Below are 15,347 nucleotides of genomic sequence, written 5' to 3'. Positions count from 1 at the left end.
TAGTCCAAGGGCGGCAATTCCCCTGCAGGTGCGGGGACCGGCCGCCTAGCTGCTGTGGGATGGGATTGCCCGGGGGCTTCGGGCAGCAACAAGCGTTCCGATCCAGACCACCAGGGCGAGGACGGCGTAGCCGGCGGTGATGACCGGGAGGCTGATCACCCGGCTGGCCTGCCCGGCGATGAGGCTGGGGACTGCCGATCCGGTGTACGAAATGGAGTAGATCACGGCGAGTAGGCCCGCGCGTTCCCGGGGGAGCGCCTCGGGCAGGAGGGTGTTGATGCTGCCCGAGGTGGCGATGCCCATCCCGATGCCGCCGGCGACGCCTGCCCCGATGAACAGTCCGAGGATTCCGGCGGTGCTGGCCACCGTCAGGCCGACGCCGGCGACGGCGACCAGCGTCATCCCGGTCCGCTGGGCGGCCGCCGGGGTGAAGCGGCCGGCGATGAAACCGCCGAGGAAACCGGGCGCCATGTAGGAGGCGAACACGGCGGCTGCGGCCAGGGGGCTGTGCGAGCCGAGGTTGTCCGCGGCGATGGAGGGCCCGAAGGACGTGAAGTAGCCGCCGAAGGCCCAGGTGGCGACGAAGATGGCCGACGCCAGGGGCAGGTAGGGGCGGGACGCGGCCGGCACCGCCAGGTGCGGCTTCAGCGAGGACCAGGCGCCGGGGGCGCGGGGAACGGTTTCGGGGCGGGTGGCAAGGGCTGCGGCGCAGGCGAGCAGCAGCGCCGCAAACACACAATAGGTGAGTGCACGCGGAGCCGCTGCGAACTCGACGAGCAGTCCGGAGAGGAAGACGCCGAGGGCGAGCCCGATAGTCGCAGCGGCGGTGGTGACGGCCGCGACCAGCCATGGTGGGCGACGCGGTGCGGTGTCGACGACGTACGCGCCGATGGCACTGGATGCCAGGCCGGCCGCGAGTCCCTGAAGGGCGCGGCCGGCGAGAAGCGGCAGGAAGCTGTGGACCGCCAGCAACGTGAGGCAGCCGGCGACTGCAATCAGCAGCGCGGCGAGGGACACCGGGCGGCGGCCGAAGTGGTTCGAGAGCCGGCCCAGGAACACCAGGGCGAATACGGCGCAGACAAAATAGGCGACGGCGGCCAGCGAGAACTGGTCGTTCGTCAGGCCGTCGGCTTTCCGGTAGGCGTCGTACAGAGGTATTGGCGAGGCCCCCGCAGCGAACACGGAAACAAATGACACGGTGGCCGCGATGAAGCCGCGGCCTTGGGCGGGGGCGGTGGAGCGGGCGGGGCTGGGGTGTGTTTGGGTCATGGGGTTTCTGGGTAGGTGCGGGCCTGTTGGCGTCAGCGGTTGACGTAGCTCAGGTGCTGGCTGTTGTAGCGGGCGCCCTGCACACCGATCCGCCCGGCGAGGGCGTCGAGGTCGGCGACGTCGTCCGCGGACAGGGCCACCGCCGTGGCGCCGGCGTTTTCCTCGATCCTGGCGGTGCTGCGCGTGCCCGGAATCGGCACGATCCATGGGTGCTGGGCGAGCAGCCATGCCAGGGCGATCTGCGCCGGCGTCGTTCCCTTGCTGCTGGCGAGGCCGGTGACGTGCCCGACGAGTGCGGCGTTGACGGACCGGTTCTCCTCGGTGAAGCGGGGAATGGTGGCGCGGACGTCGCCGTCGGCGAAGGCAGTGGCGGTGTTGACGGTGCCTGTGAGGAAGCCCTTGCCCAGCGGACTGAACGGCACGAACCCGATGCCCAGCTCGGCGAGCGTTGGCAGCACCTCGGCCTCCGGGTCGCGGGTCCAGAGCGAGTATTCGCTCTGCACCGCCGTCACCGGCTGCACCGCGTGCGCCCGGCGGATGGTTCCTGCCGACGCCTCTGAGAGCCCGAAGTGCCGGACTTTGCCTTCCGCGATTAGCTCACCGACGGTGCCGGCGACCTCCTCGATGGGCACGGCGGGGTCGACGCGGTGCTGGTAGAAGAGGTCGATGACGTCGGTGCGCAGCCGCCGCAGCGAGGCCTCGGCGACCCGGCGGACCTGTTCCGGCCGGCTGTCGAGGCCCACGCTTTTGCCGCCCTCGATACGCCAGCCGAACTTGGTGGCCACCTGGACGTGGCTGCGGATCGGCTCCAGGGCCTCACCCACGAGTTCTTCGTTCACGTAGGGTCCGTACACCTCGGCCGTGTCGAAGAAGGTCACCCCGAGGTCGACGGCGGAGCGGATGACGCCGATCATGTCCTCACGGCTGCCCGGGTTGGGCCCGTAGCTTTGCGACATGCCCATACAGCCCAGGCCGACGGCCGAGACGGTCAGGCCCTGTCCGAGGGTACGTGTGTGCATGATTGGTCTCCTTGCGGGTCGGTCGGTATCAGGGGCGGGTGCCGTTGTACTGGTCGTCCGTGATGTGCTCAAGCCAGGTGGTGGTCTTGGCGGGGTCATCGCCGTTCTCCAGCATGGCGATGTGCTCCATAAAGCAGCCAGGTGCCGCGGCGTGCCAGTGCTCCTCGCCCGGCGGGGTGTACAGCGTCTGCCCGGGGTGGACTTCAATGATGGTGCCGTCGCGTCCGCCGAACCGGGCAATGCCCTGGGTGACACGGAGGAACTGCCCGCGGGCGTGGGAGTGCCACGCAGTCCGGGCGCCGGGAGCGAAGCGGACCGTGGCGACCACCATGCGCTGGTCGGTTTCGTGCGGCAGCGCGATGGGATCCAGCCAGACATCACCGACGAACTGCTCGGGGGGGTTCTTGCCGGTGGGTTTGGTGGGTTCGATGTTCATGCGGGCCTGCTCTCACTATCCGGGGAATTGCAACGTCCCACCACGCTACGGCCGCATTCGGCGCTGAGGGAGTCTCCGTCAGTACCACCCTTGGCAGGGCCACTCTGGGTCCGAGAGTGTGGGAAGAAAAACACCGTGGACAAACCGGCCGCGACGGCGAATAATCCAAAATGTGTCGGGCGATTGACCCCCCAATGCAGTCGCCCGGCCACCTCTTCCCCTCCTGGGCCATGTCGGCGATCAGCGGTGCGACATCTCGCGCCCTAAAAACTTCCAAAGGCGGCGGGTGCGGCCGCGTTCCGGCCGGCGCACCGCCGTCGTCGTCGCTGAACGCCCGATGGCTCAGATAATGCGTTTCTCCCCGAATTTCGATCACTTCGTGCGGCCTTGTGCCCTGCCCGGGACGGCGGCCCGAAGGCTGATTTAGGCTTCCAACAGCGGGGGTAGGGAGTGCCCCCGGTCGTCATTGGGGGGACCGGGGTCGCTGCCGCCTTCAGGCGCCGAGCGTTCGCCGGAGCGCGGCAAGTCGCTCCTCGAGCGCTTTGTGGTCTTCCCGCAATTCCCGCACCCCAAGGCCCGTGACATCCTTGAGCGCCCGTCGCAGGGCCTGCGTGTTGGCGAAACCTGCCGTAGCGGCAATCCGGTCCACGGTCTGGAGCCGCCACTCCGGGTCACGAAGCAACTCCAGGGCCCGTGCGGTCCGCAGGAGCCGGACCCGTGCGGCGATCCCCACGTCCTCGCCTTCGAACAGGGTAAACAGGGTGCGCCGGGACACGTGAAAGTGGTCCGCTATTGCTTCCGAACCCATGTTTTCCGAGGCGTAGTTCCTGTCCAGGTAGTTCTTGACCGCCAGCCGCTGCGAGGGCGCCAGCGATTCCGGTGCGGCTGGGACGCCGAGCAAGGACGAGGTCAGCGCGGTCACCGCGGAGCGCAGGACGGCGCTGGCGGCCTCCGCATGCGCTTCCATCCCCGCGGCCCTGCAGTTCAAGAGCAGGGGCATCAGGAGGGAGCGCAGCACAGGATGCTGAATGAGGTTCTCCACCTCGGCCAGCCTCGTGGCCCTCACCCCGTCCACGCCCAGGCCGGATTTAGCAAGGTTGAGCTGAATAACGTGCATGCCCGCCGGGGCGCGGAACTTGCCGCCGTGGGTGAGGTCAAGGAACCGGACCCGCGGAGACTGGATGGAGACCGGTTCGCCCGAGAAGTTGTAGGTCCCGGAAGGCGCCTTCACGAAATACGCAAGCCGCAGATCATCCAGGTCGCCGTTGGCCTCCCACGCACCCGCGGCAGGCCCGTTCCGGAGCTCAATCAAGCTGAACCCGGGCCCGCTGAAGCTGGTGGCGGTGGGGGAAAAATGCGGCGAAACGGGGCCGGTAGCTTCCAGCCGCACGGGCGTTTCCACCGCCTGGCTGTACCAGTGGCGCCAGTGCTCGAAGCGTTGGGGCGGCGTCAACCGCTCCGGAACGTCGTAGAGCCGCCGGAAGCCATGGCCGGGGCCCCCCGGCCCGGCATCCGCGACAACGGGGCCGGCGCCGGAAGTCGGGTTTTCAGGCGCGCCGCGGCCACCTGCAGGATTGAGCATGACCGGATCATAGTCGGTCCGGTTGCCTGAGGTAACGGCCTATGGACCCGATTCGCGGGCGGTCTTTGGGGTCAGACCATGTCCGGGTAGCTGGTGAGGATGTAATCGGCCGCGGCCGTGCCAGTCATCCGTAGGCCGGTGCGGGTGGGGTGGATGCGCTTTTTCTTCATTGCGGCCCAGAAGGCATTTTCGGGGCCAGGGGTGGTCTCGCCAAGGACGCACCAGCTTGTGTACAGGCCGTAGAGGCGGTCCCGGCCCATGGCGTGGTTGGATGCAGGATCGCGGGTGATGGCTTCCTGCAGGAATTGGTCGTAGTGAGAAGTTGCCATGATCGGCTCATTTCCTCGGAGTGCATTGGGCGCCGCCATGTGGCTATAGCAGCGGGAGCCTCAACTTCGTGCACGCGGCGCTGAGGCGTGGTGCTCCCGGTGCGCTGACTGTGCAGCTAATTCCCGGGGTGGGCGTTGCCATCCGGTCTGGAGAGACCGGCCGAAACAACAACCCTACGTTGTAGACTCTAGGCGTAGACTACGCATTAAGCAATGCGGTTCTCGCCAAACGGCGAATTGCCGCACCCACTCGAAACGGAATCCCATGACGCGCGACGAGAACCAGGCACCCGGCCAGCGGAAGCCGCTTAGCCGCGAACTCGTTATCTCCGCAGCCCTGGCCCTGGTGAACGCCGAGGGGCTGGAAGCACTGACGATGCGCCGGCTGGGACAGCGGCTGGGCCGGGACCCGATGAGCCTGTACCGGTACGCGGAAAACCGGGCCGCGCTTCTGGACGGCGTGACGGAACTGGTCCTGAATGAGCTGGTGATCGATGCCGGCGCCGCTGACTGGCAGGCGCACCTGCGCAGCACCGCCCACGATCTCCGCCTGCTGGCGCTCCGCCACCCCAACGTGGTGCCCCTGCTGGTGACCCGGCCGCTGTCGACGCCGCTGGGGCTGCGGCCGCTGGGAACGCTGCGGCCGCTCGAACAGATTCTGTCCCTGTTGATCCACGCCGGATTTGCCCCCGCAGATGCGCTGCACGTCTACCGCGCCTATTACGGCTACCTTTACGGACACATCCTCAACGAACTGCAGGAATTCATTGTGGATCCGGATGAAAACGAGGCCGTGCTCCGCCTGGGCCTGCACCGGCTACCGCCCAAGGAGTTCCCGCGGCTGCGTGCGCTGGCCCCGGTCCTGGCCGACTACGACGGCGCCGGCGAACTGGACGAGGGAATCACCATCCTGCTGACCGGACTCGCCGCCCGCCTTTCTCCACCCGCCGGGCTCCCGCAGCCCTGACCGGGCATCGCATGTTGGCCCGTCGACGACGGCACCCGGGTTGGGGACACGCCGGCCGCCACGGCTAGACTCGCACGCTGGGGAAGAACGCCACCGCCGCGGACCGCCCCCTGGCGGCCTGCGGCGCAATCTCGACCAGAAAAGTGATTGTGAAGAAAACTACACACCAGCTGACCGTTACCGCCCTCCTGGCCGCCCTGGCACTGACCGCGTGCTCGGCGCCGGAAGCTGCGGCCCCGCCGTCGTCGGCCCCCGCGCAGACGGCGACCGCCACCCCCACCAAGACCTCCGGACCCTTCGGTGACTTTGCGACCGCGGCCGAGGCCTGCAAGACCATCTCCGAGCAGGCCACGGGGGCGTCCTTGCTCCCGCTCTCCGCCGCGCAGGGCAAGACCGCCGAACTCGAACAGCACAAGGCCGAACTGAGCCGCACCGCGGAGCAGGTTCCGGACAGCCTCAAGGCCGCCTTCGCGAAGCTCAACCAGGTGGCCTTGGCCGGCTTGAGCGACCAGACAGTCTTCTCCAGCGGCAAGTTCCAGGCCGCCATGGCCCCAGTGACCGGCTGGATCGGCGCCAACTGCAAGTAGGCCGCTCCCGCGGCCGGGCCGCTCCGGAAATCCCGGAGATGAGGCCCTGCGGTGGGCGCCAAGGGCTAGGGTGGTGTCAAAGAGAAGGGGGAGTGCCTCATGGAGTACCAGAATCCTCAATCCGCCGACCCGGCTGCCGGTCCGGCGGCAGGCCTGCCGGAGATGCGCCTGCCGGAACCGGGGCTGCCCTTGGCGGCGTCCACCGCCACCGGCCGCACCGTGATCTCAGAAGCCGCCGTCGCCAAGGTGGCCGGCATCGCCGCCCGCTCGGTCCCGGGCGTGTACTCCCTGGGCACCGGGCCCTCCCGAGCCCTGGGTGCGATCCGCGACGCCGTGGGCAGCCCGGATCACGCCGCCGGCGTCCGTGCCGAGGTGGGCGAGACCCAGGTGGCCGTCGACATTGACCTCGTGGCCCTCTACGGCACCCCGCTGCACCCTCTCGCGGACCAGATCCGCGCCGCCGTCTACGCCGCGGTGGAGGAACTTGTGGGACTGCAAGTCATTGAAGTGAACATCGAAATCCATGACGTCTTCGTCCCCGGACCGCCCAAGCCGGCGGCCACCGGAGACGTGCGTCCCGTGAGGGAGGCCCTGCAGTGAACCTGACCGTAGCCGGCATCGCAGCCGGCGCTTTCCTTGCCTTTATGTCCTTCGCGTTCGGGGTCTGGGGCTTCCTCGGATCCCTGCTCTTTATGGCTATCGGAGCCCTGCTGGGCCGCGCGGCGGAAGGGAAACTGGACCTGCGCGGCGTCGTCGACGCCATCACGGGCCGGCGTTCCTCCTCATGACTGACGGCACCGGACGAAGCCTGGCCGGACACAACCGGATCAGCACCCAGGCGCTGACCAGCGTGGCACGCGCCGCTGCTGCCGAAGCGCTGGGTGTGCCGGCACCCGACGTGCGGGCCGACTGGACGGACGACGACGGCCTGCTGGCACTCTCGCTCGTCACGCCGATCGCCGTCCCGTCGCTGTCCTCGGTGCTCCGTGATCCGGACCGCGTCACGGCCTTCGGCGGGCCCATCTGGGACCGTGCCGTAGCCGCCAAAGCGGAGATCCTGCGGCGGGTCACCGAATTGAGCGGCGCGCAGCTTAGCCGGGTGGACATCCGCATCAGCGGAGCAAGCATCACAGAGGGAGGGCGGGTCCGGTGAGCCAGGCAGCCGAGCGCCAGTACGGCGACGCAGGAACCGGGCCGGCCGTCCCGGCGTCGGACCCCGTGTCCGGACCGGACGCCGGAACCCCCGCCCCCGGGATGGCCAAGGTCCTGGCCCGGGAAACCAGTTCGTCCAGGGCTGCCGCCTCCGTCATTGCGGCCATCCTGGTCATCGGACTGTGCGGCTACGCCCTGCTGGAAACCGCCGTCCGCGCGGTCGGTCAGCCGCCGTGGCTCATCGACCCGCAGACCGCGGCCGAGCGCGTCACCGAGCTGCCCGCCGGCGTCCCGCCGCTGCTGCTGGGCGTCACCGGGGCGGTGTTGCTGGCCGCCGGTCTGTTCTTCTTCCTCAACGCCGTGCTGCCCGGCCGGCGTGCCCGCCACGTGCTGTCCGATCCGCGGGCCGGCGTCGTGGTCGACGATGAGGTGATCGCCTCCGCCCTGGCGCGGCGCGCCCGGCTCGCCGCCAACGTCACCCAGGAACAGGTGATGGTGGTGGTCTCGAGGCGGCAGGTGCTGGTCAACGTCCGGCCGACCTCCGGAGTGCCCCTTCGCGGGGCGGACATCCGGGCCGCCGTGGAGGCAGAGCTCACGGACATGGCGCTCACACCCCGGCCCGAGGTCCGGGTCAACCTGGCATCGTCAGGGGTGATCGGCGCGTGAACAGCACACCCAGGATCCTCAACCGGATACTGCTCGGCATCCTTGGCGCCAAGCTGCTGGTGATCGGCGGGCTGCTGATCCTGCTGGCGGCGGTGCCCGCCGTCGGCCGCTGGTGGCAGGGCTGGTCGGCAGGGGCATGGAGCGGGGTCCGCGGACTCGTGGACCAGACCCGCATCCCCGGCCGCCCTGAAAGCTGGCTCTGGATCCTCATCGTGGTCCTGCTGCTGGCCGTGATCGCGGCCATGGTCGCCTGGCTTGCCCAACAGGGCAAGGGCCGGGCCAACCTGTTGGTCGCCGAGGACGACGCCGGGGATGTCCCCGGCAACGTCCGGATCGGCGGCGGTGTGGCGGAGCAGGCCCTCCGGGCCGCCCTGGCCGACCGGCCGGACTTGGCCGGCGCCACTGTCGGGACCTATGAGTTCGACGGCGAACCGGCCCTTCGGATCCGGGTCCAGCCCCGCCAGGGTGTCGCGCCGCACGCCCTCGCCGCCGAGGTGTCGGCGCTGGTCGAGGCCCTCGACGCCGTCGTCGGCAAACGCACCCCTGTCCTGATCCACCTCGGTGCCGGCGCGCGGTCCCGGTTCGGCCGCGCCGAGCGCGTCCGCTGACAACGCCCCTGCCGGCCCCCGCGCCAAGGCTCAGGAAACATTCGCCCCACGCGGAACACCAGCACCAGACCGGCCCGCACCGGTCTCCGTTGCATAAAGGTTTAATGTAAACGCTTGCATTCCTCGCTGCAGGGTCGCTAGTGTGATTGCCACCACACCAACTGCACCACCGGTCCGATCCGGTACTCAGCGAGGAGCACCTGCATGAAAACCCGTAAATACCTACTTCCCGTAGCCGCGGCCGGTGTTTTGGCCCTCTCCCTCTCTGCCTGTGCAGGCGGTGGAGGCGGCGGTGGTACCTCCGCGGGCGGCGGCGACGCGGCAGCAAACCTGGACGGCCGGGGCCCCATCACCTACGTACAGGGCAAGGACAACAGCAACGTTGTGCGGCCACTGATCGAAAAGTGGAACGCGGCGCACCCGAACGAGAAGGTGACGTTCAAGGAGCAGACTGACCAGGCCGACCAGCAGCACGATGACCTGGTACAGAACTTCCAGGCCAAGAACGCCAACTACGACGTCGTCAGCGTGGACGTCGTCTGGACCGCCGAGTTCGCGGCCAAGGGCTGGCTCCAGCCGCTGAAGGACAAGATGGCCCTCGACACGGCCGGTATGCTCAAGCCGACCCTCGAGGCCGCCTCCTACAAGGGCACCCTCTACGCCGCACCGGAGTCCTCCGACGGCGGCATCCTCTACTACCGCAAGGACCTCGTCCCCACCGCGCCCAAGACGTGGGACGAAATGATGGGCATGTGCTCCATCGCCAAGGCCAAGAACATCGGATGCTACTCCGGCCAGTTCTCGAAGTATGAGGGCCTCACCGTGAACGCCTCCGAGGCGATCAACTCCTTCGGCGGGTCCGTGCTCGACAAGGACGGCAAGCCGAGCCTGAACACCGAGGAAGCCAAGACCGGCCTGGGTAACCTCGCCAAGGCCTACGCGGACGGCAACATCCCCAAGGAAGCCATCACCTACAAGGAAGAGGAATCGCGCCAGGCGTTCCAGGACGGCAAGCTGCTGTTCCTGCGCAACTGGCCGTACGTCTACAACCTGGCCACCACCGAAGGCTCGTCCAAGGTCAAGGACGTCCTCGGCATGACCGCCCTCCCGGGCAAGGACGGCCCCGGCGCCTCCTCCCTGGGCGGCCACAGCGCCGGCATGAGCGTCTACTCCAAGAACAAGGCCACCGCGCTGGACTTCCTGAAGTTCCTCACCACCGAAGAAACGCAGAAGTTCTTCGCCACGCAGGGCTCCCTCGCCCCGGTGCTCAGCAAGCTCTACGACGACAAGGAACTGGTCGCCAAGCTGCCGTACCTGCCCGTGCTGAAGACCTCCATTGAGAACGCCGTCCCGCGTCCGGTGACCCCGTTCTACCCGGCCGTTACCAAGGCCATCCAGGACAACGCATACTCGGCCATCAAGGGTGAGAAGGCAGTGGACGCAGCGCTGTCCGATATGCAGAAGTCCATCGAAACCCAGACAAAGTAGTCACTTATGGCAACCGAATTGGGCCCGACGCCGGTAAAGAAGCCGGCGTCGGGCGGGGTCGAACCCCACCACGCACCGAAGGGGGTGGGGGAGGACAACGCCATCGCGAGCCAGGGTAAGTGGGCTTCGTGGCTGCTCGCCCCCACCATCATCGCGCTGGCCGTCGTCATTGTTTACCCGATCGTCAGCGCCATCATCATGTCCTTCCAGGCCGACGCCGGGCTGGACCCGGCCACCGGCCTCTTCGCCGAAGGCGGCCCGGCCGGTTTCACGAACTACGTCAACTGGCTCGGCCAGCAGTGTACGTCGCCCAACGGCGGCAGCGTGGCCTGCCCGCCGGGCACCCTCGGCTCCCAGTTCTGGTCCGCGACCGCCACCACCTTCTTCTTCACCATCGTCACGGTCACCCTGGAAACCGTGCTCGGTTTCTGGATGGCCATCATCATGGCGCGCACCTTCAAGGGCCGCAGCATGGTCCGCGCGGCCGTGCTGGTGCCGTGGGCCATCCCCACCGCCGTGACGGCCAAGCTGTGGCTGTTCATCTTCGCCTTCGAGGGCATCGCCAACAAGCTCTTCAACACCTCCATTCTGTGGACCGGCAGTGAGTGGCCGGCCAAGTGGGCGGTCATCATTGCCGACGTCTGGAAGACCACGCCGTTTATGGCGCTGCTCATCCTGGCGGGCCTGCAGATGATTCCCGCTGAGGTGTACGAGGCAGCCAAGGTTGACGGCGCATCGGCCTGGCAGCGGTTCCGGATGATCACCCTGCCGCTGGTGAAGCCGGCGCTGATGGTGGCCATCCTTTTCCGCACCCTGGATGCGCTACGTATGTTCGACCTCCCGTACATCCTCACCGGCGGGGCCAACAACACCACCACGCTCTCGATCCTGGTGATTAACCAGATCAGGCAAGGCTTCAACGTGGCGGCGGCGCTATCGACCATCACGTTCATCATCATTTTCCTTGTCGCCTTCATCTTCGTGCGCTTCCTTGGCGCGAATGTTGTGGAGCAGCAGACCGGCGCTAGTAAGGGGAAGAAATGACCACCGCCGCGACCGAGCTGCGCGCGCAGCAGGACCGGGGGCGCAAGACGGCCCAGAACCGGGAGAAATGGGCCCAGGGCCGCACCTACATCAGTGCGGTTGTCATCCTGATCTGGTGCCTGGCGCCGGCCTACTGGATGGTGGTGACGGCGTTCCGCGACGTGGGGTTCACCTACGACACCTCGGTGTTGCCGTCGCACGTGACCCTGGACAACTTCAAGACCGCGTTCGACACGTCGTTCGGCAACCACTTCGGCCAGGCACTGCTCAACAGCGTGTTCATCGGTGTTGTAGTCACCGTGGTGTCGCTGCTCATCGGCGTCTTCGCGGCCTACGCGCTGGCACGGCTGAACTTCCGGTTCAAGTACCTGGTGCTCGGCTTCATCCTGGGCGCATCCATGTTCCCCGGCGTCGCCCTCATCACCCCGCTGTTCCAGCTGTTCACCAACATCGGCTGGATGGGCACTTACCAGGCCCTGATCATCCCGAATATCTCGTTCGTGCTGCCGCTGACCGTCTATACGATGACCTCGTTCTTCCGCGAAATGCCGTGGGAGCTGGAGGAATCGGCCCGGGTGGACGGCTGCACGCAGGGACAGGCATTCCGCAAGGTGATCATGCCGCTCGCGGCGCCGGCTATCTTCACCACGGCCATCCTGGCGTTCATTTCCTCGTGGAATGAGTTCCTGATCGCCAGCCAGCTCTCGTCCGACGCGACCCAGCCGGTCACCGTCGCGATCGCGAGCTTCGCCGGCGCGCAGCCCAACCAGATCCCGTACACCGCGATCATGGCGGCCGGCACCATCGTGACCATCCCGCTCGTGATCCTGGTGCTGGTCTTCCAGCGCAAGATCGTCGCGGGCCTGACCGCCGGTGCCGTCAAGTGATGGCTGTGGCGGCAGCTTGATGGCACCCGGACAGGGCCAGGGCGAAATCCACCCGACGCACCGCAGGGTGCGTTCGGGCGAGGACTTCGACATCATTATCGGGTTCCTGGGCTTCTGGGCCGTGGTCCTGCTGGCGGTCACCGTCTGGATGGAGGTGACCGCCCAGCCGGCCCTCGGCTGGGCGCTGGGACTGCTCGCAACCCTGCTGGCCCTCTATGGGATGGTCCGGCTGCGGCGGCGTTTGCCCGGCCGCACCGGATCCCGGCGGCGGTGAGGGCGGCGGCACTGGACTAGGAACGATGGGCGCCGTGGGGGCGGCACGCCGGCAGCGCACCTGCTGCCGGTCGACAAGGGGACACGGTGGCACGGACAACTGACAGGGCGCAACGCGGCGGACACTCCGGCGTCAGTATCGAGGACGTCGCAGCCGCGGCCGGCGTTTCCACCGCCACCGTCTCCCGCGCCGTCCGCGGCCTGCCCCGGGTCTCACCCGCCACCCGGGAGAAAATCCTGGCCGTGGCCGAGGCCCTGGGCTATGTGGCCTCCTCCTCGGCATCCGGGCTGGCCACCGGCCGGACCCGGACCATCGGCGTGCTGGCCCCGTTCGTCAGCCGCTGGTTCTTCTCCAAGGCCATCGAGGGCGCCGACCGGGAACTGCACGGCCGCCAGTACAACCTCTCGCTCTTCAACCTCGGCGGGCACGGCAGCCACCGGGAACGCCTGTTCAGCAAAACCATGGTCTACAAGCAGATCGACGCCCTCCTGGTCCTCTGTATGGCCCTTAGCAGCGAGGAACTCGAGCACCTGCAGAAGATCGACATCCCGCTGGTTGTGGTGGGCGGCCACGTCGAGGGCTGCGCCTACATCGGGATCGACGATTACGAGGCCGCCGCCACGGCGGTCCGGCACCTCATCGGCCTGGGCCACACCGAGATCGCGCTGCTGCACGGCGACGACGAAACAGACCTGAACTTCGACGTTCCCCGGGTGCGCATCAAAGCCTTCCAGGACGTGATGGCCGAGGCAGCCCTGGACGTCCGGCCGGAGTGGGACGAGTGGGGGGACTTCACCGTCCGCAGCGGCCAGGACGCCTTCCAGCGGCTGTGGGACCAGCCCGGGCCCAAGCCGACGGCGATCTTCTGCGCCTCGGACGAGATGGCCATGGGCGTGCTCTTCGAAGCCCGCCGCGCCGGGGTGCGTGTGCCGGAGGATCTCTCCGTGGTGGGCATCGACGACCACGAATTCTCCGCCGCCATCGGCCTCACCACGGTCGGCCAGCGCCCGGATGAACAAGCCGAGCTCGGCACCAAGATGCTGCTTGATGAGCTCGACGGGATCGCCGGGTCGGTGCACTCCACCGTGGCGCCGCACCGGCTGATTGTCCGGGATACGACGGCGGCCCCGCCGCTGCCCTCACGCCATGCTCAGGAGGCGCGGGCCAACTGACGGATCGGAATCCAGCGGGAGGCAAGCCGGCGGTAGGCGGCCGCAGCTCCGGTCATGTCACCCTCGGCCAGGCACTCGATCCCCAGCCTGACATCCAGCGGCGAATCGTCCGGGTAGACCTTGTCCGCCACGGCGCCGTAGTCGAGTTCGACCACCGACCCGGGGTGGAAGAGTTCCAGCCACTCCGTGAGCTGGGTCAGGTCCTCCAGCATGTCCAGGTCCGGCGCCGCGAGGGCCAGGTGCGCGACGGCGTGCCGGACCCGCTGCAGGGCGGCGCCGAGGGTGGCCCGGATGCGCACCGTGAGAATCCGGCCGCCCGCCTCCACCACATCCGTGGGGTCCGATTCCTGGAAGAGGCAGAACCAGCTGAACGGGATCCCCCAGGTGGAGGCACGGGTGTGGACCCGCCCGGTCCCTTCCCGGGCCTTGACCTGGTCAATGCGCTCCTGGTGGCGATCGCGCTGCTCTTCGGGGATCAGCAGCTGGGCCAGCGGGCCGTGGATGCCTTCCATCAGGGCGTTGGCGGCCAGTCCGGCCCGGAGCACCAGCTGGCTGGGGCAATACAGCAGCGCGGCGGGCACCACGCCGTCGTCGTTGCGGGAGCCGGGGTTCCCGGTGGCGCCGGAACCGGTGGGGCCGCTGACAGCGAGGATCCGCACCAGGTCGGTCTGCCCGGTGGGGAAAGGGTCCCCGCCCGGGCGGGTGATGCGGCCCAGGGAGGCCAGCAGCTCCGCGTTTTCGACGGCCGCGCGTGATTCCGACCGGGCGCTGGCGTCCCGCAGGGCACGCTGCTGCTCGGCCGGGAAGGCCTCGAGCGGCTCGTAGACCCGGAGCGTGGAGGAAAACGGCAGCCCGGCCTGGCCCCGGTAGAGGTTGCCCGTCATTGCGGGCCTGCGCTTGCCGGGCGGGCGGTCATCAGCCGGCCAGCTCTACAATCACCGGGGCGTGGTCCGAGGCGCCCTTGCCCTTGCGCTCCTCGCGGTCAATCGAGGCGCCGGTCACCCGGTCGGCGAGGGCGGGGGAGGCGAGGACGAAGTCGATCCGCATGCCTTCCTTCTTCGGGAAGCGCAGCTGGGTGTAGTCCCAGTAGGTGTAGACCCCGGGGCCCGGAGTGTGGGGGCGGACGACATCGGTGAAGCCGGCGGCCTCGAAGGCGTGGAAGGCGGCGCGTTCGGGTTCGCTCACATGGGTCAGGCCCGCGGAGCGGAAGTAGTCGATGTCCCAGACGTCCTCGTCGCGCGGGGCGATGTTCCAGTCACCCATCAGGGCGATCTGGGCCGCCGGGTCGGACCGGACCCAGCCCTCGGCGTGTTCCCGGAGCATGTCCAGCCAGCTCAGCTTGTAGGGCATGTGTTCATCATCAAGTGCCCGGCCGTTCGGGACGTAGAGGCTCCAGACCCGGATGCCGCCGCAGGTGGCCCCGATGGCACGGGCCTCCTGGACCTCGTCTTTGCCGCCCTTGCCGAAGGAGGGCTGGTCCATAAAGGTGCGCTCAACATCCTCGAGTCCCACCCGGGACGCGATGGCCACCCCGTTCCACTGGCTCAGGCCGAAGTGGGCCACCTCGTAGCCCATGCTCTCGAAGAGTTCCCAGGGAAAGTTCTCGTCCTTGCACTTGGTTTCCTGGATGGCCAGGACGTCACAGTCGGTGCGCTGCAGCCATGCCTCCACGCGGTCGGCACGGGCACGGAGCGAGTTCACATTCCAGGTAGCAATCTTCACAGGTCCTAACTTACCGAACTTGGCCGCGGGGCGGCGCTGCCGGGACCGGCGGGGGCGGCTGTCCGCGGCGGCGGAGCACTCTGGAAATTAGTAGGAAGTCCGAGTATATTCGGGTGCAGAGATGATCTAGGTCACATGCAAAGGA

Annotated in this window: 19 protein-coding genes; 12 read left to right on the top strand and 7 right to left on the bottom strand. The window is 68.1% G+C overall.

The window, feature by feature from the left end; all coding sequences use genetic code 11:
* Positions 1 to 45: 45 nt before the first annotated feature.
* The 5 genes from AC1DBE_RS07505 to AC1DBE_RS07485 all read right to left on the bottom strand — a co-directional run bounded on the left by AC1DBE_RS07505 (position 46) and on the right by AC1DBE_RS07485 (position 4,635).
* Entirely contained in the window at positions 46 to 1,269 is a 1,224-nt protein-coding gene (locus AC1DBE_RS07505) for an MFS transporter (protein ID WP_476970131.1), read from the bottom strand.
* 32 nt (positions 1,270 to 1,301) lie between these two features.
* Entirely contained in the window at positions 1,302 to 2,288 is a 987-nt protein-coding gene (locus AC1DBE_RS07500) for an aldo/keto reductase (RefSeq protein ID WP_476970130.1), read from the bottom strand.
* Between the two features lie 28 nt (positions 2,289 to 2,316).
* Positions 2,317 to 2,724: a (R)-mandelonitrile lyase gene (locus AC1DBE_RS07495; protein WP_476970129.1), complete on the bottom strand. Its 408-nt coding sequence runs from the start codon at positions 2,722 to 2,724 to the stop codon at positions 2,317 to 2,319.
* 493 nt (positions 2,725 to 3,217) lie between these two features.
* A complete protein-coding gene (locus AC1DBE_RS07490) occupies positions 3,218 to 4,306 on the bottom strand; it encodes a helix-turn-helix domain-containing protein (protein WP_476970128.1) in 1,089 nt (362 codons plus the stop codon).
* A gap of 71 nt (positions 4,307 to 4,377) precedes the next feature.
* Entirely contained in the window at positions 4,378 to 4,635 is a 258-nt protein-coding gene (locus tag AC1DBE_RS07485) for a hypothetical protein (protein WP_476878088.1), read from the bottom strand.
* Positions 4,636 to 4,900: 265 nt separating this feature from the next.
* Between AC1DBE_RS07485 and AC1DBE_RS07480 the strand changes: the two genes are divergently transcribed.
* From AC1DBE_RS07480 to AC1DBE_RS07425, 12 genes are all read left to right on the top strand, one after another.
* Complete coding sequence (locus tag AC1DBE_RS07480; RefSeq protein WP_476970127.1) at positions 4,901 to 5,602, top strand: TetR/AcrR family transcriptional regulator C-terminal domain-containing protein; 702 nt, start codon at positions 4,901 to 4,903, stop codon at positions 5,600 to 5,602.
* Between the two features lie 149 nt (positions 5,603 to 5,751).
* Positions 5,752 to 6,189, top strand: a complete 438-nt coding sequence (locus AC1DBE_RS07475) for a hypothetical protein (RefSeq protein WP_476970126.1) — start codon at positions 5,752 to 5,754, stop codon at positions 6,187 to 6,189.
* Between the two features lie 99 nt (positions 6,190 to 6,288).
* Complete coding sequence (locus AC1DBE_RS07470; RefSeq protein ID WP_476970125.1) at positions 6,289 to 6,789, top strand: Asp23/Gls24 family envelope stress response protein; 501 nt, start codon at positions 6,289 to 6,291, stop codon at positions 6,787 to 6,789.
* On the top strand, positions 6,786 to 6,977 hold the full coding sequence (locus AC1DBE_RS07465; protein WP_476878092.1) for a hypothetical protein: 192 nt from the start codon (positions 6,786 to 6,788) through the stop codon (positions 6,975 to 6,977). The genes AC1DBE_RS07470 and AC1DBE_RS07465 overlap by 4 nt, the downstream gene beginning before the upstream one ends.
* Positions 6,974 to 7,342 carry a hypothetical protein gene (locus AC1DBE_RS07460; protein WP_476970124.1) on the top strand — a complete coding sequence of 123 codons (369 nt, stop codon included), beginning with the start codon at positions 6,974 to 6,976 and terminating at the stop codon, positions 7,340 to 7,342. Before AC1DBE_RS07465 ends, AC1DBE_RS07460 begins: the two co-directional genes overlap by 4 nt.
* The gene (locus AC1DBE_RS07455; protein ID WP_476970123.1) at positions 7,339 to 8,007 is read left to right on the top strand and encodes a hypothetical protein; all 669 of its coding nucleotides are present in this window, start codon (positions 7,339 to 7,341) and stop codon (positions 8,005 to 8,007) included. Before AC1DBE_RS07460 ends, AC1DBE_RS07455 begins: the two co-directional genes overlap by 4 nt.
* Entirely contained in the window at positions 8,004 to 8,615 is a 612-nt protein-coding gene (locus tag AC1DBE_RS07450; protein WP_476970122.1) for a hypothetical protein, read from the top strand. The genes AC1DBE_RS07455 and AC1DBE_RS07450 overlap by 4 nt, the downstream gene beginning before the upstream one ends.
* A gap of 204 nt (positions 8,616 to 8,819) precedes the next feature.
* On the top strand, positions 8,820 to 10,103 hold the full coding sequence (locus AC1DBE_RS07445) for an ABC transporter substrate-binding protein (protein WP_476970121.1): 1,284 nt from the start codon (positions 8,820 to 8,822) through the stop codon (positions 10,101 to 10,103).
* Between the two features lie 6 nt (positions 10,104 to 10,109).
* Complete coding sequence (locus tag AC1DBE_RS07440; protein WP_476970120.1) at positions 10,110 to 11,147, top strand: carbohydrate ABC transporter permease; 1,038 nt, start codon at positions 10,110 to 10,112, stop codon at positions 11,145 to 11,147.
* A complete protein-coding gene (locus AC1DBE_RS07435) occupies positions 11,144 to 12,034 on the top strand; it encodes a carbohydrate ABC transporter permease (protein WP_476878098.1) in 891 nt (296 codons plus the stop codon). The genes AC1DBE_RS07440 and AC1DBE_RS07435 overlap by 4 nt, the downstream gene beginning before the upstream one ends.
* A 19-nt stretch (positions 12,035 to 12,053) precedes the next feature.
* Entirely contained in the window at positions 12,054 to 12,308 is a 255-nt protein-coding gene (locus AC1DBE_RS07430; protein ID WP_476970119.1) for a hypothetical protein, read from the top strand.
* 86 nt (positions 12,309 to 12,394) lie between these two features.
* A complete protein-coding gene (locus AC1DBE_RS07425; RefSeq protein WP_476878100.1) occupies positions 12,395 to 13,480 on the top strand; it encodes a LacI family DNA-binding transcriptional regulator in 1,086 nt (361 codons plus the stop codon).
* Here the strand turns inward: AC1DBE_RS07425 and AC1DBE_RS07420 are convergent.
* Together AC1DBE_RS07420 and AC1DBE_RS07415 are read right to left on the bottom strand one after the other, a co-directional pair.
* Positions 13,459 to 14,364 (bottom strand): DUF8083 family protein, encoded by a 906-nt coding sequence (locus AC1DBE_RS07420; protein WP_476970118.1) that lies wholly within the window; start codon positions 14,362 to 14,364, stop codon positions 13,459 to 13,461. The genes AC1DBE_RS07425 and AC1DBE_RS07420 overlap by 22 nt on opposite strands.
* Positions 14,365 to 14,395: 31 nt before the next feature.
* Positions 14,396 to 15,202, bottom strand: coding sequence for an exodeoxyribonuclease III (locus AC1DBE_RS07415; protein ID WP_476878102.1), 807 nt, complete (start codon positions 15,200 to 15,202; stop codon positions 14,396 to 14,398).
* Between the last annotated feature and the right edge of the window lie 145 nt (positions 15,203 to 15,347).

Source organism: Arthrobacter sp. 10T416 (assembly GCF_056394165.1).
This window is presented reverse-complemented; position numbering and strand designations above follow the sequence as displayed.